Annotated in this window: 21 protein-coding genes; 7 read left to right on the forward strand and 14 right to left on the reverse strand. The window is 72.5% G+C overall.

The genetic code is table 11. From position 1 onward, the window contains the following. Nucleotides 1-39 precede the first annotated feature (39 nt). Entirely contained in the window at nucleotides 40-990 is a 951-nt protein-coding gene (locus HNR22_RS23140) for a DNA primase (protein WP_179782098.1), read from the reverse strand. Between the two features lie 160 nt (nucleotides 991-1,150). Here HNR22_RS23140 and HNR22_RS23145 point away from each other — a divergent pair, with 160 nt between their 5' ends. Continuing rightward, entirely contained in the window at nucleotides 1,151-1,492 is a 342-nt protein-coding gene (locus HNR22_RS23145; RefSeq protein WP_179782099.1) for a PadR family transcriptional regulator, read from the forward strand. A gap of 51 nt (nucleotides 1,493-1,543) precedes the next feature. Here HNR22_RS23145 and HNR22_RS23150 read toward each other — a convergent pair whose 3' ends face one another. From HNR22_RS23150 to deoC, 10 genes are all read right to left on the reverse strand, one after another. Beyond that, entirely contained in the window at nucleotides 1,544-2,248 is a 705-nt protein-coding gene (locus HNR22_RS23150; protein ID WP_179782100.1) for a permease prefix domain 1-containing protein, read from the reverse strand. A gap of 69 nt (nucleotides 2,249-2,317) precedes the next feature. After that, a complete protein-coding gene (gene cydC / locus HNR22_RS23155; RefSeq protein WP_179782101.1) occupies nucleotides 2,318-4,108 on the reverse strand; it encodes a thiol reductant ABC exporter subunit CydC in 1,791 nt (596 codons plus the stop codon). Further along, nucleotides 4,105-5,781, reverse strand: a complete 1,677-nt coding sequence (cydD, locus tag HNR22_RS23160) for a thiol reductant ABC exporter subunit CydD (RefSeq protein ID WP_179782102.1) — start codon at nucleotides 5,779-5,781, stop codon at nucleotides 4,105-4,107. Before cydD ends, cydC begins: the two co-directional genes overlap by 4 nt. Beyond that, nucleotides 5,778-6,785 (reverse strand): cytochrome d ubiquinol oxidase subunit II, encoded by a 1,008-nt coding sequence (locus HNR22_RS23165; RefSeq protein ID WP_179782103.1) that lies wholly within the window; start codon nucleotides 6,783-6,785, stop codon nucleotides 5,778-5,780. Before HNR22_RS23165 ends, cydD begins: the two co-directional genes overlap by 4 nt. Nucleotides 6,786-6,795: 10 nt before the next feature. Next, nucleotides 6,796-8,046: a cytochrome ubiquinol oxidase subunit I gene (locus tag HNR22_RS23170; RefSeq protein WP_179782104.1), complete on the reverse strand. Its 1,251-nt coding sequence runs from the start codon at nucleotides 8,044-8,046 to the stop codon at nucleotides 6,796-6,798. 298 nt (nucleotides 8,047-8,344) lie between these two features. Beyond that, nucleotides 8,345-9,250, reverse strand: a complete 906-nt coding sequence (locus tag HNR22_RS23175) for a M56 family metallopeptidase (protein ID WP_179782105.1) — start codon at nucleotides 9,248-9,250, stop codon at nucleotides 8,345-8,347. A 10-nt stretch (nucleotides 9,251-9,260) separates the two neighbouring features. Then, on the reverse strand, nucleotides 9,261-9,731 hold the full coding sequence (locus HNR22_RS23180) for a BlaI/MecI/CopY family transcriptional regulator (RefSeq protein WP_179782106.1): 471 nt from the start codon (nucleotides 9,729-9,731) through the stop codon (nucleotides 9,261-9,263). 319 nt (nucleotides 9,732-10,050) lie between these two features. Next, entirely contained in the window at nucleotides 10,051-10,875 is an 825-nt protein-coding gene (locus HNR22_RS23185; RefSeq protein ID WP_088946159.1) for an aldehyde dehydrogenase family protein, read from the reverse strand. Continuing rightward, the gene (locus HNR22_RS23190; protein ID WP_179782107.1) at nucleotides 10,868-12,298 is read right to left on the reverse strand and encodes an aldehyde dehydrogenase family protein; all 1,431 of its coding nucleotides are present in this window, start codon (nucleotides 12,296-12,298) and stop codon (nucleotides 10,868-10,870) included. The genes HNR22_RS23185 and HNR22_RS23190 overlap by 8 nt, the downstream gene beginning before the upstream one ends. A 6-nt stretch (nucleotides 12,299-12,304) precedes the next feature. Next, nucleotides 12,305-13,264, reverse strand: a complete 960-nt coding sequence (gene deoC / locus HNR22_RS23195; RefSeq protein ID WP_179782108.1) for a deoxyribose-phosphate aldolase — start codon at nucleotides 13,262-13,264, stop codon at nucleotides 12,305-12,307. Between the two features lie 123 nt (nucleotides 13,265-13,387). On the opposite strand from deoC, the gene upp reads away from it, so the two are divergent. Further along, complete coding sequence (upp, locus tag HNR22_RS23200) at nucleotides 13,388-14,020, forward strand: uracil phosphoribosyltransferase (protein WP_179782109.1); 633 nt, start codon at nucleotides 13,388-13,390, stop codon at nucleotides 14,018-14,020. A gap of 73 nt (nucleotides 14,021-14,093) precedes the next feature. Next, nucleotides 14,094-14,771 carry a GOLPH3/VPS74 family protein gene (locus HNR22_RS23205; RefSeq protein WP_088946163.1) on the forward strand — a complete coding sequence of 226 codons (678 nt, stop codon included), beginning with the start codon at nucleotides 14,094-14,096 and terminating at the stop codon, nucleotides 14,769-14,771. 182 nt (nucleotides 14,772-14,953) lie between these two features. Here the strand turns inward: HNR22_RS23205 and HNR22_RS23210 are convergent, their stop codons facing one another. Together HNR22_RS23210 and HNR22_RS23215 are read right to left on the reverse strand one after the other, a co-directional pair. Further along, complete coding sequence (locus HNR22_RS23210; RefSeq protein ID WP_179782110.1) at nucleotides 14,954-16,621, reverse strand: phospho-sugar mutase; 1,668 nt, start codon at nucleotides 16,619-16,621, stop codon at nucleotides 14,954-14,956. Nucleotides 16,622-16,669: 48 nt separating this feature from the next. Next, nucleotides 16,670-18,739, reverse strand: coding sequence for a protein kinase domain-containing protein (locus tag HNR22_RS23215; protein WP_179782111.1), 2,070 nt, complete (start codon nucleotides 18,737-18,739; stop codon nucleotides 16,670-16,672). Between the two features lie 206 nt (nucleotides 18,740-18,945). On the opposite strand from HNR22_RS23215, the gene HNR22_RS23220 reads away from it, so the two are divergent. Continuing rightward, nucleotides 18,946-20,529, forward strand: a complete 1,584-nt coding sequence (locus tag HNR22_RS23220; RefSeq protein WP_179782112.1) for an acyl-CoA mutase large subunit family protein — start codon at nucleotides 18,946-18,948, stop codon at nucleotides 20,527-20,529. 439 nt (nucleotides 20,530-20,968) lie between these two features. Continuing rightward, complete coding sequence (locus tag HNR22_RS23225) at nucleotides 20,969-22,231, forward strand: amidohydrolase (RefSeq protein WP_179782113.1); 1,263 nt, start codon at nucleotides 20,969-20,971, stop codon at nucleotides 22,229-22,231. Here HNR22_RS23225 and HNR22_RS23230 read toward each other — a convergent pair. Further along, the gene (locus HNR22_RS23230; RefSeq protein ID WP_179782114.1) at nucleotides 22,185-23,159 is read right to left on the reverse strand and encodes a DUF4349 domain-containing protein; all 975 of its coding nucleotides are present in this window, start codon (nucleotides 23,157-23,159) and stop codon (nucleotides 22,185-22,187) included. The genes HNR22_RS23225 and HNR22_RS23230 overlap by 47 nt on opposite strands. 93 nt (nucleotides 23,160-23,252) lie before the next feature. Here HNR22_RS23230 and HNR22_RS23235 point away from each other — a divergent pair, with 93 nt between their 5' ends. Next, complete coding sequence (locus HNR22_RS23235; protein ID WP_179782115.1) at nucleotides 23,253-23,885, forward strand: MBL fold metallo-hydrolase; 633 nt, start codon at nucleotides 23,253-23,255, stop codon at nucleotides 23,883-23,885. Nucleotides 23,886-23,889: 4 nt separating this feature from the next. Next, the gene (locus HNR22_RS23240; RefSeq protein ID WP_179782116.1) at nucleotides 23,890-24,915 is read left to right on the forward strand and encodes a hypothetical protein; all 1,026 of its coding nucleotides are present in this window, start codon (nucleotides 23,890-23,892) and stop codon (nucleotides 24,913-24,915) included. Nucleotides 24,916-24,997: the final 82 nt, after the last annotated feature.

The raw sequence follows: 24,997 nt of genomic DNA on the forward strand, positions 1-24,997 counted from the left end.
GTCTTTCCTCTGCCAGCAACTGATGCTCCCCGGTGCGGGTCAGTCGCGCCAGTCCACCACCGCAGAGATCTTGCCGACAATGGTGCGCCAACCCAAACTCGCGGTCTGCGCACCGATCTTCTTCAGCCGCCGCCGACCCATGAAAGCGCCGATCCCACCGTTGGCGGTGGCACGCAGCGCCTCGTCCAGGTCGTCGAGGCTGGAGCCGGCGGAGAGCATGTCGAGTACCGCAGGCAGCCGCAATGCGTACGAGAGGTCACGCGCGACCTCGCCGGCCTCGATCAGCAGGGTCGAATCCCAGGAGTCGTGGCCGCCGCGCAGGTTCTCCACGACGAGGTCGAGCTCGTAGGTGTCCTCGTCGAGGGGCGCGATATCCGCGGGCTCCACCCGTTCGGACAATTCATTCCAGCTGTCCAGTTGGGACAGATCGTTGGGCGCGCCGGACCGGATGAAACTGACCAACGACTCGGGGGTCTTGAACAGCAGCAGCTTGCCCTGGTGGCTGAGGAAGACCGGCACCTCCTCGTCGTCCGCCTCGTCCGTGGCGTCCTCGTCGGCCTCGTCGTCGTCCGAGTCGGTGTCGGCGGCGCCGTCGCGTCGGCGGCGCTTCGACTCGTCCTCGTCGTCGGCGAACTCCTCGGCCAGGTCCTCGTCGAGGATGACGACGGTCTCGTCGTCCTCTTCCTCCTCGATGACCTGGCGTCGGGCGAGGAACGGGTCGTCCAGGTCGCGCTCGGTCACGTCGGTCGGGGTCAGCGAGCTGGCCGGCCGGTATGCGCGCAGCGTGAAGCCGGTGCCGGCGGGCAGGGCGATCTCCACCGGGTCGATGCGCAGCTCGTCCCAGAGTGCACGGTCGACCGAGGCCGAGGGGCCGTCGGTCTCATCTGGCTCGACCGCGCCGGTGGTGTCGTCGAGCTCGGGCTCGTCGGCGTCGGGCCGTTGGGGCGACTGGCGGGCCACGCTGACCTCCGTGTGCTTCGGGTTGCCCACCCGCCGGGGTCTCTGACCGGCGAGTGACTCTGGGCACATACCCTAGTCGGCGGCCCGGGGTGACCGATGCCCGCACCCCGATGGCCGCCTGGCGCACGGATTCGACCTGCTGGTGGTGGGCGCTGGCGAACCGGCCGTTCGACAAGTAGCGTAGCTACGTATGAAGGCCCAGGCGTTGCACGGCCACCTCGACGCTCTGCTGCTCGCCGTTCTCGAACAGGGCGCGCTGCACGGCTACGCCATTATCGAGGCGTTGCGCGCGCGCAGCGACGGCACTCTGGATCTGCCCACCGGCACCATCTATCCGGCGTTGCGCCGGCTGGAACGCGCCGGGCACGTGGCGAGCACCTGGAGCACTGTCAACGGCAGGGAACGACGGACATACCAGCTCACCGATTCCGGCCGGCGAGCGTTGGCCGGGGAGCGCGCGGGTTGGCGCGACTTCCAGCTGACCGTCGGCCGGTTCCTCGACCCCGGCAGCCCGCCCACCACCCCGGCCTGACCCCGGTCGAGCTGGCGACCACCGGCGGGACCGGGACACCGGCGACATGGCTCAGTTGGCCACGCCGGCGAGCGACTCTGCTCGGCGGGCGGTGGCCTGCAGCCAGCCGCGCACCGCACGGGCCAGCGAGAAGTACGCGCCGCCCACCAGCACCGCACCGATGATCATCGGCGGCCACCGCAGCGCGTCGTCCCAGAGAGTCATCGACCAGGCGAACAGGGCACAGCCGGCGATCATGGCGAGAGCCAGCATGGCGGTCAGGCCGGCGCCCACCGCGCGTTGCGCCAGGGCCAGACCCGGACGTGTCGAACGGGCGCTCACCGCGACCACCAGCAGACCGGCCACCGCGAGCAGCAGCGAACCCATCCAGATCCAGTCGACCGAGCTGGCGAGCAGCTGGTAGCCGGCCGGTGGACGGGGGCCGCTGCTCCAGCTCGACCCCCGCCAGGTCAGATCCCCGGCGACCACCCCGACCCCGGCGATCGCCAGCATCCGCAGGGAGAGCCCGCGCAGGGCGCCCACCGCCAGCTCGGCCTGCCAGGAAGGAAGAACCAGCGCCGGCGAGCCGAACTCGACCACGGCCCGGCGCTGCGCCTCCGTGGACGGCAAGCCGCTCTCCCGGTACGCCTCCACGGCGTCCAGCAGCCCGTGCCGGGCCTCGGTCAGCAGGTCGGCCTTGAGTCGCGTCGGCCCCTGCAACCGGGCGGCCAACTCCCGCAGGTGCTCGTCGACCAACACGTCCTCACGGTGCGGCATGGCACCACCCTGCCACGGACCAGGGAGCCCTGACGTCGGGGAGAACCCTGGTCCGTCCCCGAGCCCCGGTCAGGGGGCGAGGGCCAGGTAACCCCGTTCGGCCGCAGCCTGGAGCAACCACTGGTCCCGGTACCAGCCCGGGCCGGCGACCAGGTCGGCGTGCCGGCCGCGCTGGATCACCCGACCGCCGTCGAGGACGACGATCTCGTCCAGCTCGGCCAGCCCGCTGAGCCGGTGGCTGATCAGCAGCACCGAGTGCCCGGCGGGGGTGGCGGCGAGAGTGGACGCGAGCACCGCGTCGGCGGCGGCCGGATCAAGACCTTCGGTGGGCTCGTCGAGCACCAGCACCGGCGGCGCGGCGAGCAGGGCCCGGGCGAGCGCCAGCCGCTGCCGCTGACCACCGGAGAGCTGCCCGCCCTCCTCGCCGACCAGCGTGTCCCAACCCGCCGGCTGGGCGCGTACCCACTCCAGCAGGCCCGCGGCGGCGGTGGCGGCCGTCAGTGCCTCCTCGTCGGCCCCGGCCCGCCCGAGCAGCAGGTTCTCCCGCACCGTGGCGTGGAAGACGTACGCCTCGGCCAGCAGGCCGCCGACCGCCCGGGGCAGTGCCTCCTCGGCGTACGCCGAGAGGTCGTGACCGTCGAGGGTGACCCGCCCGGACACCGGCTGGACGGTGCCGGTCAGGACGGCGGCCAGGGTGCTCTTGCCGGCGCCGCTCGGGCCCACCACCGCGATCCTCCGCCCTGGTGGCAGGTCCAGGCTGACGCCGTCGAGGGCGGGTGCCGCACCGGCCCGGTACCGCACTGTCACGTCGACGAAGCGCAGCTCGTGTGGGCCGACCAGGTCCGTCATGCCGGCCGTGGGCGGGGAAGCCGGCGTGCCGGCGTCCAGCAGGTCGGCCACCCGGGCCAGACCGGGCCGCAACTGCGTCCACTGTCGGGCGGCCGTGACCAGTGCCAGCGTCACCTCGACGGCGGCCAGCGCGCCGACGGCCAGGACACCCACCAGCACCCCCGACACGTCGGCGGCCAGCGCTGCCAGCACCACCGCCGCGGCGGTCAGCCCGGCGGTCAGCACCCCGGCCGCGTCCACCGCGAACCCGGTGGCGGCCAGCCGACGTTCCAGGCGGGCGAGCCGGCGGGCCCGCTGCGCGGCGGCGCGCAGCGTGACGTCGGTGGCCCCGAACGCGGCCAGGTCGGCTGCGCCGTGGGTGAGGTCGATCGCGTCGGTGGCCAGTGCGCCGCGCAGGGGGGCCACCTGGGCCGCGCTGCGGCGGGTGACCGCGGTGGCCAGTGCGGGCAGCGCCACTCCGGCGACCAGCAGCCCGACGGCGAGCGCACCGGCGGCAGGTGGTGAGATCAGCGCCGCCACGCCGACCGCCAGCACACCGACCAGGGCCGCCGCCGAGCCAGGGACCAGCACCCGCAGCAGCAGGTCCTGGACGGCCTCGACGTCGGAGACCAGCCGGCTCAGCACGTCCCCCGACCGGTGCGCGGTGCCACGCCGGGCGGCGAGGGTGGCGAAGACCCGGGCCCGGACATCGGTGATCATGCGGAGCACCGCGTCGTGCCCGGCGAGCCGTTCGGTGTAGCGGAAGACGCCACGGCTGATCGCCAGCGCCCGGACCGCGACGATCGCCACGGTGAGCCGGTCCAGCGGAGGCTGGCCGGCGGCACTCATCAACAGCCAGGTGGCGGTGGCCATCAGGGCGAGCCCGGCGAACTCGGTGGCGGCCGCGAGCAGCCCGGCACCGACCAGCCGACCCAGGTACGGGCGGGCCAGTCGCAGCACGGCGCGCTCGGCGGCGGTCCGCCCGGCCGATGGCACGCCGGCGACCGCCTCCGGCCCGTGTTCCGCGCTCATCGGGCCGCCTTCTGAGTCGGTTCGGGCGTCAACTCGGTGACCCGACCGTCCTCGACACGCAGGATCCGGTCGGCGTCGGCGAGCAGCGCCGGTCGGTGCGCGACCAGGAGCGCGGTGCGCCCGGCGACCAGGCGGCGGGTGGCGTCGAGCACCACCGCCTCGGCCGCCGTGTCCAGGCGGGCGGTGGGTTCGTCGAGCAGCACCACCGGCGCGGCTCGCAGGAATGCCCGGGCCAGCGCGACCCGCTGCCGCTGCCCGCTGGACAGCCCGTGGCCGCGTTCGCCGAGCAGGGTGTCCAGGCCGTCCGGCAGGCCGGCCACCACGTCGTCCAGAGCGGCGTCGTGCACCGCGGCGGCGAGCGCGTCGGGCGTGGTGTCCGGTGCGCCGAGCCGGATGTTGTCGGCCAGCGAGGCGGCAAAGAGATGAGCCCGCTGCGGCACCCAGGCGAGTTGCCGACGCCAGGCGTCCGGGTCGGCGGTGGCGAGGTCGGCCCCGTCCACTGTGATCCGGCCGCTGGTCGGGGTCACGAAGCCGAGCAGCAGGCCGAGCAGCGTGCTCTTGCCCGCGCCGCTGGGCCCGATGATGGCGATCCGTTCGCCGGCTCGAATGGTCAGGGTCACGTCACGCAGGGCGGTGGTCCGCTCGTACGCCACGGTCACCCCCTCGAACCGGATGTCACGTCGCGCGTCGGGGACGGTGGCGCCCTCGGCTGCCCGGGGCGCGGTGGGCGCGACCGAGATGGTCAGCGCCTCGTCCAGCGCGGCGAGCCCTTCCATGCTGGCGTGGAAGCGGCTGCCGGCGGCCCGCAGCGGCAGGTACGCCTCCGGGGTGAGCAGCAGCACCAGCAGCGCGGTCTGCAGGGCCAGCCCGCCGCCGAGCAACCGGATGCCGACCGGCACCGCGACCAGTGCCACCGAGAGGGTGGCGACCAGCTCCAGCACCAGCGCGGAGAGGAACGCGATCCGCAGGGTCTTCATGGTGGCGACGCGGTGCCCGTCGGCCATCCGGCGCACCACCTCGGTCTGTGCCCGTGCCCGCCCGAACGCGCGCAGCGTGGGCAACCCGGCGACCATGTCCAGGAAGTGTCCGCCGAGCAGCGAGAGTCGCCGCCACTGCCGTTCGGTGGCGGCCTGGGCCTGCCAGCCGAGCAGCGCGCCGAAGACCGGGATCAGCGGCAGGGTCACCGCGATGATCACCGCCGAGCTCCAGTCGGCGAAGACGACCCGGCCGAGCACCGCCAGCGGCACCGTGACGCTGAGCACCAGCTGAGGCAGGTATCCGGTGAAGTAGGCGTCCAGCGCGTCCAGCCCGCGCCCGGCCAGGGTGGCGATCTGCCCGGCCCTCTGCCCGGCCACCCAGCCGGGGCCATGTCGGCCGACCGCGCCGAGCAGGTCGGCCCGCAGCGTCGCCTTGACCGTGGCGGCGACCCGCGCGGAGACCGTGCCCTGCGCCCAGACCAGCGCGGAGCGGGCGGCGACCGCGACCATGAAGGCGCCCAGCGCCGGCCGATCCAGTCGACCGTCGATCGCGGTGGCCAGCACCGCCGCGAGGGCGGTGGCCTGCGCGACGATCAACCCGGCGGCGAGCACACCCAGGAGCGCGAGCACGGCAAGATCGCGCCGGGCCGCAGGGACCCGGCGCAGCAGACGCGGGTCGAACGGACGGCGTCTCACCAGTACACCGGTGCCCTGCCGTCGGTCCGTCCTCGGAAAACCCACCAACACATCGCCTGGAAGCCTAGTAGGGCCGGAAGTAGCGGCAGCGCCACCCAGCCGAGGAGCCGCAGCGTCGGTGCGCTCGCAGCGGCGTCGGTCACTGTCAGCGAAGCGCCCGGGTCGGTCGTGGACACCAGAACGTAGGGCCAGAGAGCCGCCCCGACCAGCACCACCGGCAGCGCCAGGGCCGCGCCGGTGGCGGCCAGAGCCCACCCCGGCCGCCGCCGCGCCAGCGCCGCGCGGGCCGCCAGCAGTGCCGCCGCGAGCAGCACCGGCAGGAGTACGGCCACCGCCGGCCGCTGGACGGCGTCGCGTACCCGGGCGGAGAGCAGGCCCACGACGGTGGCCAGGGCGACCGCGGTGAGCGCCACCGGCACCAGCCGGCGGGCCGTGCGGCCGACCACGGCGGCGGCGTCGGTCGACAGGCGCAGCGCGAGGAATGTCGCTCCGTGCACCGCGACCAGTGCGACCATGGCCAGCCCGACGGCGGCTGCGAACGGGGTGGCCAGGTGCGACACCCCGGCGACGTGCCCGTCAGCCTGGCGGGGCACGCCCTGGAGCAGCGCGGCGAGCACCACCCCCCAGCCCACCGCGGCGAGTGCGCTGCCGATCATCACGACGCGGTCCCAACGCGCGCGGACCCGTTCGTCGGTGGGCCGGCTGCGCAGTTGCACCCCGACGGTGACCAGGATGACGCCGACCAGGGCACCGGCCACTGCCGGATAGCAGCCGGCGAGCAACTCGCCCTCCAGCACCGGGAACGCGCCGAAGAGGATGCCCACGGCGGCCACCAGCCAGACCTCGTTGCCGAGGAAGAACGGGCCGAGCGCGGTGAGCGCCTCCCTCCGCAGAGCGGGGCCGCCACCGCGGGCGAGCAACAGCCCGACGCCGTAGTCGTAGCCGGCGAGCACCAGGTAGCCAGCGAAGAAGAGGCCGAGCAGGGCGTACCAGGCGAGGTCCACGGTCTACTCCTCAGATGAGGGCGGGTTCGGGGTGGGTCGACTCGTTCGGCGGCGCAGGTGGGCGGCCGAGTGCCGGGTCGGCCGCGCCCCGCGCCGCGTGCCGGGCGAGCAGCACCCAGTTGGTGACGGCGAGGGTGCCGAGCAGCAGGCTGAACCCGATCAGCGAGGCGAGCATCACCGGAGCGCCGACGGGGGAGACCGCCTGGTCGGTGGGGAGCAGCCCGTACGCCACCCAGGGCTGGCGGCCGACCTCACGGGCGATCCAGCCGAGGATCACCGCGACGAACGGCAGTGGCAGGGCGAGCAGGACCAGCCAGAGCGGGAAGCGCAGCCGGATGATCCAGTCCCGGAAGAGCAGGGGAAGCAGCAACCAGACGCAGCCGAGGGTGAAGCCGATCAGGATCATGAAGCCCAGCCCGACGCTGGCCAGCACCGGCGGCGTGTAGTCGCCGGGGCCGAACCGGGTGGTCCACTCGGCGATCAACGCCTGGCCCTCCGGGCCCTGGCCGAACTTCGTGGGCTGCACCGCGCCGACCGGGCCGAACTGGGCGAAGCCGAAGCCCTGCACCATGGTGATCGCCAGCGCCGAGGTGACCAGGCCGATCCGCAGCGAGGTGCGGAAGAGCACGAAGTCGGGAGTACGCCGGATCAGGTGCCAGGCGCTGACCGCCGCCATCAGCATCCCGCCGACCAGCATCGCGGCCGAGACCACGTGCCCGAACGCCATGCCGAGGCTGGGGTTGGTGAGCAGCGCGCCGAAGTCGGTGAGGTGGGCGATGCCGTCGCGCACCTCGTAGCCGACCGGGTGTTGCAGCCAGGAGTTGGCCACCATGATCCAGAACGCCGAGGCGTACGCGGTGATCGCCACCCCCCAGAGCAGCGCGAGGTGGACACCCTTACCGAGCCGGTGCCAGCCGAAGATCCACATCCCGAGGAACGTGGATTCGAGGAAGAACGCCACCAGCGTCTCGATGGCCAGCGGCGCGCCGAAGACGTTGCCGACGTAGCGCGACAGGCCACTCCAGTTCAGACCGAACTGGAACTCCATCACGATGCCGGTGGCGATGCCGAGCACGTAGTTGATCACGTAGAGCTGGCCCCAGTAGCGGGTCAGTCGCTCCCACTTCGGGTTGCCGGTGAGCACCCAGGCGGTCTGCATCCCGACCAGCAGGGTGACCAGCCCGAGCGTGACGACCACGAAGAGGAAGTGGATCGAGGTGGTGGTGGCGAACTGCAGGCGGGCGAGGAGCAGGGTGTCCATGGCCGGCTCTCCGTAGTGTTGGCTCCCTTGTCGTAGCCACCCTACACGTAGCTTCGCTACATGTCTGTCTACTACGTGATGTCGTAGAAGAGTCTACGACATCGCGTAGTAGTCGTGGCTTTTGGAAGATCGCGCTCGATCCTGGATGTAGTGGCCTCGTCGGCCGTGGGATGCCACTGGATCCTGGATCGAGCACGATCTTGGGATCGGAAGGCGGGCGCGGGGCTCGGCGCGCATGGGGCGCGGCGGCGGGGCGGCCCGGCGCGTGGCGCGTGGGGCGTGGGGTGCTGGGGTCAGGTCAGGACAGGAAGAGGGTGATCGGGAGGGCGACCAGCGTGCTGGCCACCGCGAGGGCGGTGGCGCCGAGCACCCGGGGCGGCCGGTCGGTGACCAGGAGGCGCTGGACCCGTACGTCGAGATCCCGGTCGCCCATGCCCAGCGCGCCGGCCGGGGTGATCCGGTGACCGGCGGCGGCGAAGCGGCGCAGCGCTCCGGCCAGCGGCGCTTCGGCGTGCAGCTCACACGCCTTGTCGTCGGCGCGCATCTCGACCAGCAGGGCGACCCGTTCGTGGGCGTCGCGGACCCAGCCGAACCACGGCAACGCCCGGCACAGCGCGGTGAACGGCAGCAGCACCAGATCGTGCCGCTCGTGGGCGTGCGCGCGCTCGTGGCTGAGCACCGCGGCCAGCTCGGCGCGGTCCAGCAGGCTCAGTGTGCCGGCGCTGACCACGACCTGCGGCTTCACCCCGGGCAGGCAGTACGCGGCGGCGCTCGGATGATCCAGCACCAGCGCGCCGGGCGCGGCCGGGTCGTCCCGGGCGACCAGGGAGAGCAGATCCCGGTGCCGGCGCTGGGCGCGTACGGTGCCGTGGATGCTGCGGACGGTCGTGGCGACCAGCACCGCGCCGATGCCGAAGCCCACCCCGACGCCGGCGAGGTGGAAGGTGTTCACCCCGATCGGCAGTGTGCCGTGGGCGAGGTCGTTGGCCAGGGCGAGCAGCGCGCTGCCGGTCGGCAGGTCGTACGCGCTCAGCCCCAGCGCCATGGGCAGACCCATCGCCGAGAGACCCAGCGCCAACCCGACGGCCTGCCAGCAGATGATCGCCACCCGGGGGCTGCGCCACGTCCAGGTGGAGCGGGCCAGCACCTGAGCTGTCAGGTAGCAGGCCAGCATGGTGGCGGCGAAGTGCACGGCGTACGCCATGGCGTGCGTCCTACCGCTCCGCTGCCTCGCCGGCGGTTCGCCGGCCCGTCGGCCCGTCCAGGCGGTCGGTCAGCTCGGTGTCGCCCGGGTCGCCGCCGGTGGAACCCGGACCGGTCAGGCCGGCCTCGCTCCCCAGGGCCGCCCGCAGCACCTCGGCCTCGGTGCCGGTCACCGAGCGGGCGAACCGCACGAGTGCGGCGTCGCGGCTGCCGCCCAGGTCGAGGGCGTCGAGCATGAGCTGGGCGATGTGCGCCTCACGGCTTGCCGCCGGCCGGTACCGCCAGGCCCGACCCTCGCGCTCCCGCTGCACCATGCCCTTGCCGGCGAGCCGGTCCAGCACGGTCATCACAGTGGTGTACGCCAACTCGCGGCCGTCGAGCGCGTCGGCCACCTCGCGCACGGTCACACCGTCCGACGTGCCGGGGACCACGTCCCACAACACGTCCATCACCGCACGCTCAAGATCGCCCAACCGAGTCACGAAGCAATCCTACCCCCGGTAGTAGACCCCCCACGCCCCCGAGCCCACCCCACCCCACCCCAGCCCCCACCCAGCCCCAACCCCGCCCCACCCAGCGGTGATCATGACGTTGACCGGGCCAAGCGAGATCAAACCCCCCGCCAACCCCATGATCGCCGACCAGGACCGGCGGACCGACCCGAGGCAGAACCCGTGAGCTGACCCACGGACGAACCGGGCCCACGTCAGGTTTTCCGGGGGAGCCCGCCCACGCAGGGATCAAGCCTGACCGCCCGGAGTGGGCGGGCTCCCCCGGAAAACCACAAGGCCGAGGAAGAACTCACACCCCCTTGGGATGCCACACAGTCTTCGTCTCCAGCAGCGCGGTCATTCGAGCCAGACCCGGGTCGACGGACCAGTCGTGGTCGGCCGGGGCCGGTCGGAGCACCCGCTTGAGGTTCTCCGCAGCCCTGACCTCGAGGTCGGTGGCGAGCGCGGTGTCGGTCACCCCGGTCAGGTCGATCGCGTTGACGTCCATGTGCGCCGCCAACGCCGGCGCGGTCTCGGTGATCGCGCCGGTGAGGATGTTGACCACCCCGCCGGGCAGGTCGGAGGTGGCCAGCACCTCGGCCAGCGTCACCGCCGCCAGCGGCTCGGAGGGCGATGCCGCCACGACCACCGTGTTGCCGCTGACGATCGCCGGGGCGATCACGCTGACCAGGCCGAGCAGCGCCGGGCGCTCGGGGGCGACGACGGCGATCACGCCGGTCGGTTCGGGCGCGGAGATGTTGAAGTACGGGCCGGCGACCGGGTTGGCGCCGCCGTACACCTGGGCGAGCTTGTCGGCCCAGCCGGCGTACCAGACCCAGCGGTCCACGGCGGCGTCCACCTCGTCGCCGGGCACGCCCAGGGCGACGAACTGCTCGCGGCGGCCCTCCAGCATCTCTGCGGCGCGGTAGAGGATCTGACCCCGGTTGTACGCGGTCGCGCCGGCCCAGCCCTTCACGGCGGCGCGGGCGGCGACCACCGCGTCCCGGGCGTCCTTGCGGGAGGCCAGTGACACATTCGAGGACTGCACGAGATACGACCGTCCCGACTCGCTGCGCGGGAACTTCCCGCCGATGAAGAGCTTGTACGTCTTACGTACCGCGACCCGCTCAGACATTGAGGTAGCCCTCCAGCCCGTGCCGGCCGCCCTCGCGACCGTAACCCGACTCCTTGTAGCCACCGAACGGCGAGGTGGGGTCGAACTTGTTGAACGTGTTGGCCCAGACCACACCGGCGCGAAGCCGGTCGGCCATCCACAGGATCCGGGAACCCTTGTCGGTCCAGATGCCGGCAGACAGCCCGTACGGCGTGTTGTTGGCCTTTTCGACAGCCTCGGCCGGCGTGCGGAACGTGAGCACCGACAGCACCGGGCCGAAGATCTCCTCGCGGGCGATCCGGTGGGCCTGGGTCACCCCGGTGAAGATGGTGGGCGCGAACCAGAAGCCACGGTCGGGGAGCTCGCACGGCGGTGACCAGCGCTCGGCGCCCTCGGCGGAGCCGGCGTCGGACAGCTCGCGGATCCGCTCCAGCTGGGCGGCCGAGTTGATCGCGCCGACGTCGGTGTTCTTGTCCAGTGGGTCGCCGACCCGGAGCTGGGCCATCCGCCGCTTCAGCGACTCCAGCACGCGGTCGGCCACGTTCTCCTGCACCAGCAGTCGGGAGCCGGCGCAACAGACGTGCCCCTGGTTGAAGAAGATGCCGTTGACGATGCCCTCGACGGCCTGGTCGATGGGCGCGTCGTCGAAGACGATGTTGGCGGCCTTGCCGCCCAGTTCCAGGGTGAGCTTCTTGCTGGTGCCGGCGACGGAGCGGGCGATGGCCCGGCCGACCTCGGTGGAGCCGGTGAAGGCGACCTTGTCGACGCCGGCGTGCTCGACCAGTGCGCGGCCGGTGTCGCCGGCGCCGGTGACGATGTTGACCACACCGGCCGGCAGGTCGGCCTGCTGGCAGATCTCGGCGAAGAGCAGCGCGGTGAGCGGCGTGGTCTCGGCGGGCTTCAGCACCACCGTGTTGCCCGCGGCGAGCGCCGGGGCGATCTTCCAGGCCAGCATGAGCAGCGGGAAGTTCCACGGGATGACCTGCGCGGCCACACCGATCGGCCGCGGGTCGGGGCCGAAACCGGCGTGCGGAAGCTTGTCGGCCCAGCCGGCGTAGTAGAAGAAGTGCGCGGCGACCAGCGGCAGGTCGACGTCCCGGGACTCTCGGATCGGCTTGCCGTTGTCCAGGGATTCCAGGACGGCCAGCTCGCGGGAGCGCTCCTGGATGAGCCGGGCGATCCGGTACAGGTACTTCGCCCGGTCCCGGCCCGGCATCGGACCCCAGACCTTGTCGTACGCCTTGCGGGCGGCACGCACCGCGCGCTCCACGTCCTGAGCGCCGGCCTCGGCGATCTCGGCCAGCACCTCCTCGGAGGCGGGGTTGATCGACTTGAAGCTGCCACCGTCGGTCGGATCGACGAACGTGCCGTCGATGAACAGCCCGTACGAGGGTTTGAGGTCCACCACCGAGCGCGACTCGGGGGCGGGGGCGTATTCGAACATCGGCTATCAGTCCAGGGTGAAGTAGTCGGGACCGGAGTAGGTGCCGGTCGTCAGCTTGGTGCGCTGCATCAGCAGGTCGTTGAGCAGGCTGGACGCGCCGAAGCGGAACCAGTCCGGGTCGAGCCAGTCCGGGCCGACGGTCTCGTTGACCATCACCAGGTACTTGATCGCGTCCTTGGTGGTCTTGATGCCACCGGCGGGCTTCACGCCCACCTGCCGCCCGGTCGCCGCCCGGAAGTCACGGACAGCTTCCAGCATCACCAGGGTCACCGGCAGTGTCGCCGCGACCGGGACCTTGCCGGTGGAGGTCTTGATGAAGTCGCCGCCGGCCAGCATGGCCAGCCAGGAGGCCCGCCGCACGTTGTCGTAGGTGGCCAGCTCGCCGGTCTCCAGGATCACCTTGAGGTGGGCGTCCCCGGAGGCCTCCTTGGTGGCCACGATCTCGTCGTAGACCTCCTGGTAGCGCCCGGCCAGGAACGCGCCCCGGTTGATCACCATGTCGATCTCGTCGGCACCGGCCGCGACGGCGGCCCGGACGTCGGCGAGCTTGATCTCCAGCGGGGCCTGACCCGAGGGGAACGCCGTCGCCACACTCGCCAGGTGCACACCACTTCCGCGCAGCACCTCGGCGACGTACGGAACCATTGCCGGGTAGACGCAGACCGCGCCGACGTGCGGGCAGGACGGGTCGGCCGGGTCCGGGCGCAGCGCCTTCGCGGCGAGCGCGCGCACCTTGCCCGGGGTGTCCGCTCCCTCCAGGGTGGTCAGGTCGACCATCCGGATCGCCAGGTCGATCGCCTGGGCCTTGGCGGTGGTCTTGATGGATCGGGTGCCGAGCTGTGCCGCCCGCTGCTCCGCGCCGACCTGGTCCACGCCGGGAAGCCCGTGCAGGAAGGTCCGCAGAGCGGTCTCGGATCGTCCCAGCTCGGAGAGCTCCGACCGGGCCGACGTCGTTGTCGCCGTCATGCCGAGAAGTCTACGCACCGGACGGCTCAGTGATCTTGGTCACGGCGGGCCCGGCGTGAGCGGCGTCGCTGGTCCGACCGCACCGACACCACCGCGCCGAACGGACCGGTAGGTTGAGCGATCGTGGACGTACACGTCATTGACCACCCGCTGGCCCAGTCTCGGCTGACCGCCATGCGGGACGCGCGCACCGATTCCTCGACGTTTCGGGCGGCGCTGCACGAACTGACCACCATGCTGGTGTACGAGGCGGCGCGCTCCTTCCCCGTCGAGCGGTACCAGGTGCAGACGCCGGTCACCGGCGCCGAGGGCACCCGGCTGGCCAACCCGCCGCTGCTGGTGCCGGTGCTGCGGGCCGGCCTCGGCATGGCGGACGCCGCACTCGGCCTGCTGCCCGAGTCCTCGATGGGCTTCGTCGGCCTGGCCCGCGACGAGGAGACCTACGAGCCGCGCGCGTACATGGAGTCGCTGCCCCGCGACCTGACCGGGCTGCCGGTGCTGGTGCTCGACCCGATGCTCGCGACCGGCGGCTCGCTGGAGCATTCCTGCCGGTTGCTCGCCGACCGTGGCTGCACCGACATCACAGTGCTCTGCGTGCTCGCCGCCCCGGTCGGCATCGAGCGGCTGGAACGCTCCGGCCTGCCGTTGCGCCTGGTCACGGCCTCGATCGACCAGGGGCTCAACGACAGCATGTTCATCGTCCCCGGGCTCGGGGACGCCGGCGACCGCCAGTTCGGCGGCATGCCCCGGTTCTGATGGCGTTACCCGGTCGGTGCCGGGTCCGGCGGGTCCGTGCGCGACGTGCACGGACCCGCTAGCGTCTCCGGCCATGACTGGTGTTGCGCTCGCCGAGGAGTTGCTGCTTCTCGCCTACGACGACACGACCGGCAAGGCGACCATGCCGCGGATCAGCCTGGACCTCGGCATGGCCGCCGCGGTGCTGGTCGAGCTGGCCATCGCCGGCCGGATCGCGTACGCCGAAGGGTCGTTGACCGTGGCCGACCCGACGCCGACCGGCGAACCGGTCGCCGACGAGGTGCTGAGCCGGATCGCGGCCGACACCCCGCACACCCCGGCCTCCTGGGTGCAGCGCCTGCGGCACGGCCTGCGGGACCGGATCCTCGGTGACCTGTGCAGCCAGGGTGTGGTCCGGGACGTCGACGAGACCGAGCTGGGCTTCATCCACGTGCACCGTTACCCGGTGGTGGACGCCTCCGTCGAGGCGGAGACCCGCCAGCGCCTGGCCGAGGCCCTGACCGGCGCGGCGGCCCCGGACGAGCGGACCGCCGCGCTGGCCACTCTGGTCGTGGTGCTGCGGATGGAGTCGGCGCTCGGGGTGGACGGTGAGACCGCCGCCGACGCGCGCCGCAGGCTGGAGGCGATCGCCACCGGCGCCGGCTTCTCCGGCGAGGTGAGCACCGACGACTCGGTGGTCCGCCCGTCGGTCGGCCTGGTCGTCGCGGCCCTGGGCCGCGCCGTCGACCAGGCCCTCGGCCCCCGCCGCTGACCGTCGGCCCCCGCCGCTGACTCTCGGGCCCCGCTCGACGGGCCCTTTGCTCTGCACCCACCCAGGCACCACGCTGCCGGGCCTCCGGCAGGAGTCGGGCGCGGAGGACCGCTGTTCGTTCAATGGCGCGTCCGCGGGTGCAGAGCAAAGGGCGGAACGGTCATGGGTGGGCGCTGCGGGGTTCAGATGCCAAGGGCAGCGCTGACCTCGGCGCGGAGCGCGGCGACGGCTGACGCCGCCCTGCTGCGGGCCGTCTGGACGTCACCGTCCACGACCGGCTCCACCACCTCGAGGTACGCCTTGAGCTTCGGCTCGGTCCCGGAGGGCCGGATCACCACCCGGGCCGCCGCGGTGCGCAGGATCACCACGTCCGACTCGGGCAGCAGGTCCCGGACGCTGTCCACCGGCTGACCGAGCAGGGTCGTCGGGGTGTCCGCCCGGATCCTGGCCATCGCGTCGGTGATCACCCGCAGGTCGTCCACCCGGGCGGAGAGCTGGTCGGTGTGGTGCACGCCGAACTCGGCGGCCAACTCGTCGAGCAGGTCGGTCAGTGTCCGACCCTGTGTCTTCAGGCCGGCGGCCAGTTCGGCCACTGTCAGCGCCGCCGTGATGCCGTCCTTGTCCCGCACGTGCGCCGGTGCGACGCAGTAGCCGAGCGCCTCCTCGTAGCCGAAGACCAGGGGAGTGCTCCCGCCGCCGGCCCGCACGATCCACTTGAAGCCGGTCAGCGTCTCGTCGTAGGCCAGGCCGCGGGCCGCGCACATCGCGCGCAGCAGTGACGAGGACACGATGGTGGTCGCGTAGAGCCCGGTCACCCCGCGCCGCATCAGGTGGTCGGCGAGCAGCACCCCCACCTCGTCGCCGCGCAGCATCCGCCAGCCGTCGTGCCCGTCACGGACGACCACCGCGCAACGGTCGGCGTCCGGGTCGTTGGCGATGGCGAGGTCCGCGCCGGTGGAGTCGGCCAGGGCGATCAGCCGGTCCACCGCCCCCGGCTCCTCCGGGTTGGGGAACGACACGGTGGGAAACGCCGGGTCCGGCTCGGCCTGGTCGGGGACCACGCCGGGCACCGGGAAACCGGCGCGGGCGAAGGCGGCGGTGAGCACCGCCGCGCCCACCCCGTGCAGAGGGGTGTACGCCACCGTCAGGTCCCGTGGCCCGTCCGGGTCGATCACGGCGGTGGCCTGTTCGACGTACGAGGCGGTCAGGTCGTCGCCGAGCACCTGCCCGGGTGGGCCCAGCGGCACCTCAGCCAGCGGGCCGACCGATCGGATGGCCGCTTCGATGCCGGCGTCGGCGGGCGGCACGATCTGCGCGCCCCAGCCCAGTTCACCGCCCAGCTCCGCGCCGAGGTAGACCTTGTAGCCGTTGTCCTGGGGTGGGTTGTGGCTGGCCGTGACCATCACACCGGCGACTCCGCCGAGGTGGCGCACCGCGTACGCCAGCACCGGGGTGGGCAGCGGGCGGGGCAGCAGCAGCGCCGGTCGACCCGCCCCGGTGGCCACCTGGGCGGTGCGCTCGGCGAACTCCCGGGAGCCGTGCCGAGCGTCGTACCCGATCACCAGGGGGCCGGTGCCACCCTGGGCCGCGAGCCAACCGACCAGGCCGGCAGCGGCCTGGGTGACCACGGCGAGGTTCATTCCGTTCGGGCCGGCCCGCAGTGGGCCGCGCAGGCCCGCGGTGCCGAAGGTCAGCGGGCCGGCGAACCGGTCGGCCAGCTCCGGCGCGCTCGCCGGCAGCCGGTCGAGCACCGCCGTCAGCTCGTCCCGGCTGGCCGGGTCGGGGTCGTCGGCCAGCCAGCGCCGGGCTTGCTCGCGAATGTCGTCGATGTCAGTCGTGTCCGCCGCCATGCCCCTTGATAGCACGGCGGCGGATCACCGCTGTCGGTTCCCTCCGGCTCAGCCGTCCCCGGTGAGCTGGAACGTCCGCACCATCTCGTCGAAGATCGGCTTGCTCTCCGCGAACTTGGTGTCCGTCGAGGTCAGGTAGAACGAGTACGCCTTGCCGCCCTCGGCCACGCCACGCCAGACGCCGTGCCGCATGGCGTCCCCCTCGCCGCAGGTGTATTCGAACTCGGCGGCCGGCTTGCTGGCCAGCTCGGTCTCGGTGGTGCTGACTTGGTTGTACGGCTTGACGCAGGAGGTGCTCCTGGTCTTGAGACCGTTCTCGGCCGTCTCCGCCCAACGGGTGGAGCTGCTGGACCACTTCTCGGTGATGATGCGGACCTTGCGGCCGCTGTCCTCCGGGTCGATGTAGTCGGTGTACGAGGGCCCGGTCGCCTTCTTCCAGCCCTTCGGCACCATGAGCTGGATGCCGCGGGCGGCGTGTTCCTGCATCTCGACAGTCGGCGCCGCCGCGGTGGACGGGGTGGGCTGCGCCTGCGGAGTGCTCGGCGGGGCGTCGTCGCCGCCGGAGAGCGCCACCACGGTGAGCAGCAGCACGACGGCCAACCCGCCGGCCGCGGCGAGCTGCACCTTGCGTGGCCAGCCCTTGACGGTGCTGACGAGCTGGCCACCGGTGGCGCGGACCTTGCCCAGAGCGCCGCCGCCGTCACCGGCGGAAGCGGCGGGCGACGTGGCCCAGGGTTGGCCGGTGCCCGGCACCGACCACTGGTTGCCGCCGCCGTAGGTGCCGCCGATGCGCTGGGTGGCCTCCGGTGCGCCGCCGTAGCCGACCTGCTGGGTGGCACCGGCCGGACTGCCGTAGGTGACCCGCTGGGTGGCGTCCGGGTGCGCGCCGGCGTCCACCCGCTGGGTGGCGTCCGCGTTGCCGCCGTAGGCGCGCCCAGCGGACTGTCGGCCGGGCGGGGGCATCGCGCCGGTGGGTGTGTGCAGCGGGCCGGCCAACGCGTCGGCGCTGGTCTCGTCGAGCCCGGTGGCGCCGGCAGTGCCGGTCGGCTCCGGGCGTTCGCCCCGGCTCAGCGCCGCCAGCCGGTCGGTCAGGGACTCACCCGGGGCCAGCATGGCGGGCCCACCGATCTGGCTGTCCGGCTTCGGCTCCGGCTGGGGCGGCGGCAGGACGGGCACCGGACGCTGCTGCACCGGCACCACGGCGTACGGGTCGGTGACCGAGTGCACGGCGGTCGCGGTGCTGCCCAACGGGCCGGCGAGCAGCTCGCGCAGCATGGCCCGGGCGGTGTGCACGTCCAACCGGCGGGCCGGGTCCTTCTCCAGCAGACCCATCAGCACGCGGGTCAGCGGGCCGCTGCGCTGCGGCGGGGCGGGCGGGTCCTCGACCACGGCGTGCATGGTCTCGATCGGGTCGCCCTTGTCGAACGGGGGTCGTCCCTCGACTGCTGTGTAGAGCGTCACACCCAGCGAGAAGAGATCGCTCGGCGGCCCGAACTCCTGGCCCATGGCGCGCTCGGGCGAGATGAAGTGCGGTGAGCCGAGCACCATGCCGGGGGTGGTGAGCTGGACGTCGGTGGGCATCCGGGCGACCCCGAAGTCGGTCAGCACGCAGCGCCCGTCGGTGCAGATCAGCACGTTGGCGGGCTTCACGTCCCGGTGCAGCACACCGATCGCGTGTGCGACCTCCAACGCGCCGAGCAGCGCGATGCCGATCTTGGCGACGGCTCGGGGTGCCACCGGACCGTCCTCGATCACCATGTCGGCGAGGCTGCGGGCGTCCAGCAGCTCCATCACGATCCACGGTCGGCCGGCCTCGGTGACCACGTCGTACACCTGCACCACGGCGGGGTGCTGGATGGCGGCGGCGGCGCGGGCCTCGCGCAGGGTGCGTTCGTACATGGCGTCGCGGTCGCTGGGGGCCAGACCCGGAGGAAGGACGACCTCCTTCACCGCCACGTCACGGCGCAGCAGGGTGTCTGTGGCACGCCACACCGTGCCCATGCCGCCGTTGCCCACCGAGGACCGCAGCGAGTACCGGCCACCAATGGTGGTGCCGGGCGCCGCTCGTCCGTTGGCGGGACTAACTGGTCCGCCGCTCCACGTCGGGATCTGAGTCACAGAAAAGCCACCGGGGGAAATCGAGGGGGGCTGGGACACAACCCCCCTATCTTGCTGGTTCCGACGCCCGATGCGAAAGCCGACGCGACGGACGTTTATCGAAGTCGACAGAACGTGCCCTGTCGTTCACCTGGTGTCGACCGGTCGGGACGCAGTGTGCGGTATCCCTCACGCGAGGGTGTGGCCAGGCGTCCTACCATCCGGGGATGAGTGAACGGCGGTCAAGCGAGTCCGGTTTCCCGATCAACGGCGTCTACACCGAGGCGGACCTTCCGGAGGACCTGGACTCCCGGCTGGGCAGCCCCGGCGAGTTCCCGTACACCCGGGGGGTCTACCCCACGATGTACACCTCCCGCCCGTGGACCATGCGCCAGTATGCCGGCTTCGGCACCGCCACCGAGTCCAACGCGCGGTACCACCAGCTGTTGCGGGCCGGCACGATGGGCCTCTCGGTCGCCTTCGACCTGCCGACCCAGATGGGTTACGACTCCGACGAGCCGATCGCGCACGGCGAGGTCGGCAAGGTGGGCGTCGCCATCGACTCCATCGAGGACATGCGGCTGCTCTTCGCCGACATTCCGCTGGACAAGGTCTCCACCTCGATGACCATCAACGCGCCCGGCTCGGTGCTGCTGCTGCTCTACCAGCTCGTCGCCGAGGAGAACGGGGTGCCCGGCACGGCGCTCAACGGCACGATCCAGAACGACATCCTCAAGGAGTACATCGCCCGGGGGACGTACATCTTCCCGCCGAAGCCGTCGCTGCGACTGGTAGCCGACACGTTCGCCTACTGCCGCAAGGAGGTGCCGAAGTGGAACACCATCTCCATCTCCGGCTACCACATGGCGGAGGCCGGCGCGACGCCCGCGCAGGAGATCGCGTTCACCCTGGCCAACGGCGTGGAGTACGTCCGTGCGGCGCTGGCCGCCGGGCTCGCCGTGGACGACTTCGCGCCCCGGCTGTCGTTCTTCTTCGTGGCCCGCACCACACTGCTGGAGGAGGTGGCGAAGTTCCGCGCCGCCCGGCGGATCTGGGCCCGGCTGATGCGCGACGACTTCGGCGCCAAGGATCCGAAGTCGATGATGCTGCGCTTCCACACTCAGACCGCCGGCGTGCAGCTCACCGCGCAGCAGCCGGAGGTGAACCTGGTCCGGGTGGCGGTGCAGGGGTTGGGCGCGGTGCTCGGCGGCACCCAGTCGCTGCACACCAACAGCTTCGACGAGGCGATCGCCCTGCCCACCGAGAAGGCGGCCCGGCTCGCGCTGCGGACCCAGCAGGTGCTGGCGTACGAGACGGACCTGACCGCCACCGTCGACCCGTTCGCCGGCTCGTACGTGGTGGAGGCGATGACCGCCGAGATCGAGGCCGCCGCAGTCGAGTTGATGGAGCGGGTGGCCGACCACGGCTCGGCGGTCGACGCGATCGAGGCCGGGTTCCAGAAGCGGGAGATCGAGCAGTCCGCGTACCGGATCGCCCAGGAGATCGACTCGGGCGAGCGGGTGGTGGTCGGGCTCAACCGGTTCACCGTGGACGAGGAGGAGCCGTACGAGCCGCTGCGGGTCGACCCGACCATCGAGGCGGCCCAGGCTGACCGGCTGGCGCGGCTGCGCTCCGAGCGGGACGCCGACGAGGTGACCCGGGCCCTCGCGGATCTGCGGGCCGCTGCCGAGGGCACCGACAACGTGCTCTACCCGATGAAGGCGGCGCTGCGGGCCCGGGCGACAGTGGGTGAGGTCTGCGGGACGTTGCGCGAGGTGTGGGGGTTGTACCGGCCCACCGATCGCTTCTGACCGTCGCCGGCCGCGACGGCGTGTGTCCGTCCGGTTCAGCGGGTACCCCTTCGACCACGGACGCACACAGTGTGCGCCCGTGGTCGACGCGTGCGTGTGAGCGTCCTTATCCGGTCGTCGCGGAGTGTGGTCGGCTAATTGTCGGAGTGTCAGTTCACCACCCCGACTAATGCGACAATTTGCAACAGGGTCCCGGAGTGGCACCCGGATTCGCGACCGTCACGGTTGGTTACGCGTTGTAGGAGGTGAGGGGCGCATGACGGCATTCGAGCACGATCTACCTGCTGTCCCGCACATCTCCGAGCGCCCTCAGCAGGGCATACGTGACGCTACGCGGTCTGATCATCACCGTAACGAGGTTGCGCAGCGTCACCGCCGGAGGTCTAGGCTGTCTGCTGTCCCCGATGATCCATCCATCTCTAGTGATCGAGAATTCGACGTGACGAGTGCGTTGACGCTGCCCACTGGTGGCCAGCTGGCGTCGTCCTGGCCGGAGACGCCACCCGGGTCCCAGCCCCTGCCCCGCGACCTGGACCACCTCCTCGCCCTCCGGGTACCGGGGCTCATCGCCACGCGCCGTCACCTCCACTCGCACCCCGAGCTCTCCGGCACGGAGTTCGAGACGGCGGCCCTGATCGCCCGGGAGCTCTCGCTGGCCGGGCTGCACCCTCGGCTGCTGCCCAAGGGCAACGGCGTGATCTGCGACATCGACGGCCGCCCCGACGGCCCGGTCGTCGCGCTCCGCGCCGACATCGACGCCCTGCCGCTGGACGACATCAAGGACGTGCCGTACCGCTCCACCGTGGAGGGCGTCTGCCACGCCTGCGGCCACGACGTGCACACCACGATCATGCTCGGTGTCGGCATGCTGCTGGCCCAGCTCGCCGACCTCGGCGAGCTGGACGGCCGGGTCCGGCTGATCTTCCAGCCGGCCGAGGAGATCCTGCCCTGCGGCTCGCTGGAGGTCATCGAGGCCGGCGGCCTGGACGACGTGGTGCAGATCTTCGCGCTGCACTGCGACCCGAACCTGCCGGTGGGACAGGTCGGCCTGCGGGTCGGCCCGATCACGGCGGCCGCCGACAACGTCACGGTCCGGCTCTCCGGGCCGGGTGGTCACACCGCCCGTCCGCACCTGACGGTCGACCTGGTCGACGCGCTCGGCCGGTTGATCACCGAAGTGCCCGCCCTGGTCAGCCGCCGGGTGCCGGCCAACAGTGGCCTGCTGCTGGTCTTCGGCCACGCCTCGGCCGGCACCCGTTACAACGTCATCCCCTCCGAGGCGAGCGCCTCCGGCACCCTGCGGGTGATGGACCGCGACACCTGGGAGCAGGCCCCCAAGATCGTCGCTCAGGTCGTCCGGGACGTGATCGCCCCGACCGGCGCCACGGTCGACCTGGAATACCTGCGCGGCCGGCCGCCGGTGAGCAACGACTCGCGGGCCATCCAGGTGCTGACCGCCGCCACCGGCGCCGCGCTCGGCCCGCAAGGGATCGCCGAGACACCGCAGAGCATGGGCGGCGAGGACTTCTCCTGGTATCTGGAGTACGTCCCCGGCGCCCTCGCCCGCCTCGGCGTGGGCCGCTCCGGCCCCAACGTCGACCTGCACCGCGCAAGCTTCGACGTGGACGAGCGGGCCATCCCGGCCGGCGTACGCGTCATGGTGCAGACCGCGCTGCGGGCACTGGCGGCGGCGGTGCGCTGACCGGACCGACCAGAGCCGGGGTCTTCCGCCGCCGGCGCAACACCACCAGCAAGACCCCCAGGGGTACGCCGAGCGCCACCAGCCACGGCAGCAGCGCGCCCAGCACGGTCAGCAGGACGGTCAACGAGGCGACGAATGCCTTCCAGCCGCCCTTGAGCCCGACCAGGAAGCCGGTCTCGGCCTTCTCCCCGGCGGTCTTGGCGGCCGGACCGGCCAGCGACACGGTGATCGTGGACAGGGCGGTCAGGTCGGCCAGGCGTCGCTTCTTGGCCTCCAGCGACGCCAGGTCGGCCTCCCGGCGACCCAGCTCGTTCTCCAACGACACCAGGTCGGTGATCGAGGTGGCGCGGGTCAGCAACCGCCGGGCGCTGTCCACCCGGGCCCGCTGACTGGTGATCCGGGCGTCCAGGTCGACGGTCTCCTCGGTGACGTCCTGGGTGTTGATCTCCCGGCTCTGCTGTCGACCCAGCTTCGCGATCTCCTCCACCACGCCGGCGAACTTCGGCGCCGGCACTCGCAACTGCAACTCCGCCACCGCGTCGGCGTCGGCACTGCGCCGCTGGTCGCCCCCGATGAAGCCACCGGCCCGAGTGGCCACGGCGGTGGCCTCGCGGGCCGCCGCGTCCACATCGTCCACCTGCACACGCATCGTTCCGGTGTAGATGATCGCCCGTTGGTCGACCCGCAGGTCCGCTGCGCCGGCCCCGGCCGCCCCCTCCGCGTCCGTTGCGGAGGCGGCGTCCCTGTTCGCCTCGCCGCCCTTTGCCGCGGGCGCCTGTGCCGCTGGGCCTGCCGTGTCCTTCGACCCGCTGTCGTCGGCGGCGCCGCATCCCGTCAGCACCAGCGTCGCCGCCAGCGCCGTCGCCGCCAGCAGTGTGCCGTGGCGTCGTACCACCTTTCCGTCCATCCCCGCTCCCATCGTCGTCATCCGGTGTGGCGATAGCTCGGACGCTGCGCACGCGTCGGCTGGTTCCGGCAGACTGCGCTGAGGACGTCACGATTCGATAATCGAGGAGTCACGATGCGGCTCACCAAGTACGCCCACTCCTGCCTCCGCGTGGAGCACGACGGGGGAGTGCTCGTCATCGACCCCGGCATGTTCAGCGATCCAGCGGTGGCTCTGGACGGTGCTGACGCGGTGCTGATCACCCACGAGCACCCCGACCACCTCGACCTTGCGGCGGTGCGCCTGCAGCTCGACCGGCAACCGTTCCCGATCCACGGTCCCGCCTCGCTCGCCGAGGCCCTGGGCGACGCGGCCGAGGCACTGCACCCGGTCACCGCCGGTCAGTCGTTCACCGCCGCCGGGGTCGCCGTCCGCGCGTACGGAGGGCGGCACGCGGTGATCCACCCCGACCTCCCGGTGATCGACAACCTCGGTTACCTGATCAACGACGTGGTCTATCACCCGGGCGACTCGCTGGTGGTGCCCGACGAGACACCCGTCGACACGCTCTTCGCGCCGATCCACGCCCCCTGGTCGAAGTTCTCCGAGGTGCTCGACTTCATTCGGGCTGTCGCGCCGCGGCGCGCGTACGCCCTGCACGACGCCCTGCTCAACGAGAACGGGCTGGGTGTGCTCAACCGGCAGTACACGGCGATGTCCGGCACCGAGTACCAGCGACTGGAGCCCGGTAGCCGGGTGGACGTCTGACCCGATGCCCGGCCCCCCGACGGAGCTGGTGCAGCAGCTCTACCGCACCCCACCGGACCGTTTCGTTGCCGCCCGGGACGCCGCCGTGTCCGACGCCCGCCGTTCCGGCGACCCGAGCACCGCGCGACAGTTGGCCCGGCTCCGTCGCCCGACGGTGGCCGCCTGGCTGGTGAACCTGCTCGCCATCAGACGCCCCGAGCTGGTCGCCGACCTGGTCGAGCTCGCCGACGAGCTGCGTACCGCCCAGCGGGAGCTGCGCGGCCCCCGGCTGCGGGAGCTGTCCGCGCAGCGTCGGGCGGTGGTCGGTGCCCTGGTCGCCGAGGTCCGCAAGCTCGCCGCGGCGGAGCCGGACGCGCCACCGGCGGGTCGGCTGCCACTGGCCGAGGTGGAGGCGACCCTCAACGCGGCGTTCTCCGACGCCGAGGTCGCCGAGCAGGTCCGGGCCGGCCGCCTGCTCCGGGCGGCCAGCTACGCGGGCTTCGGCGAGGTGCCCCGCCCACAACTGCGGCTGGTCACCGGCGACGACGAAGAGCCGGAGGAGGAGCGCCCGGCCCGCCGACCCGGCTCCCAGCGGGCGCGCCCCGAGCCGGCCACCCGCGCGGACGGGGCAGCACCGGTCACCGACCGGGCCGCCTCCCGCAAGGATCGGGCAGCGGAGCGAGCCGAGCAGGCCGAGCGTGCTGCGCAGCGGGCGGCCCGCGCCGAGCGGGCCCGGCAGCGCCGTGCCCTGGACCGGGAGCTGGCCCTGGCCCAGGCCGACCAGAAGCGCGTCGAGGCCGAGCTGACCGAGGCGACCGGGCAGGAGCGGGACGGCGTTGCCGTACTCGACGCGATCGAGGCCGAGCTGGCCGAGCTGGAGCGACGGCGGGCGGTCGCCGAGCAGGATCTCAGCCGGGCCAAGCTCGCTCGGCGTTCCGCCGAGCGAGCGGTCACCGTGGCTCGGCGGCGTGCGGGTGAGGTGGAGGCGGCCATCGAGGCGTTGGCGGCCGAAGAGGGGGATGCGGACGGGGGCTCTGGCGCGGCAGACTGACCATCGATGGACGACTACGGGTGTGCGGACCGTCCACGGCGGGTGACCCCGGATCGGGGCGTCGTCGTGGGCGACGGGCCGG

Source organism: Micromonospora jinlongensis (genome assembly GCF_013410645.1).
Taxonomy (GTDB): domain Bacteria; phylum Actinomycetota; class Actinomycetes; order Mycobacteriales; family Micromonosporaceae; genus Micromonospora; species Micromonospora zamorensis.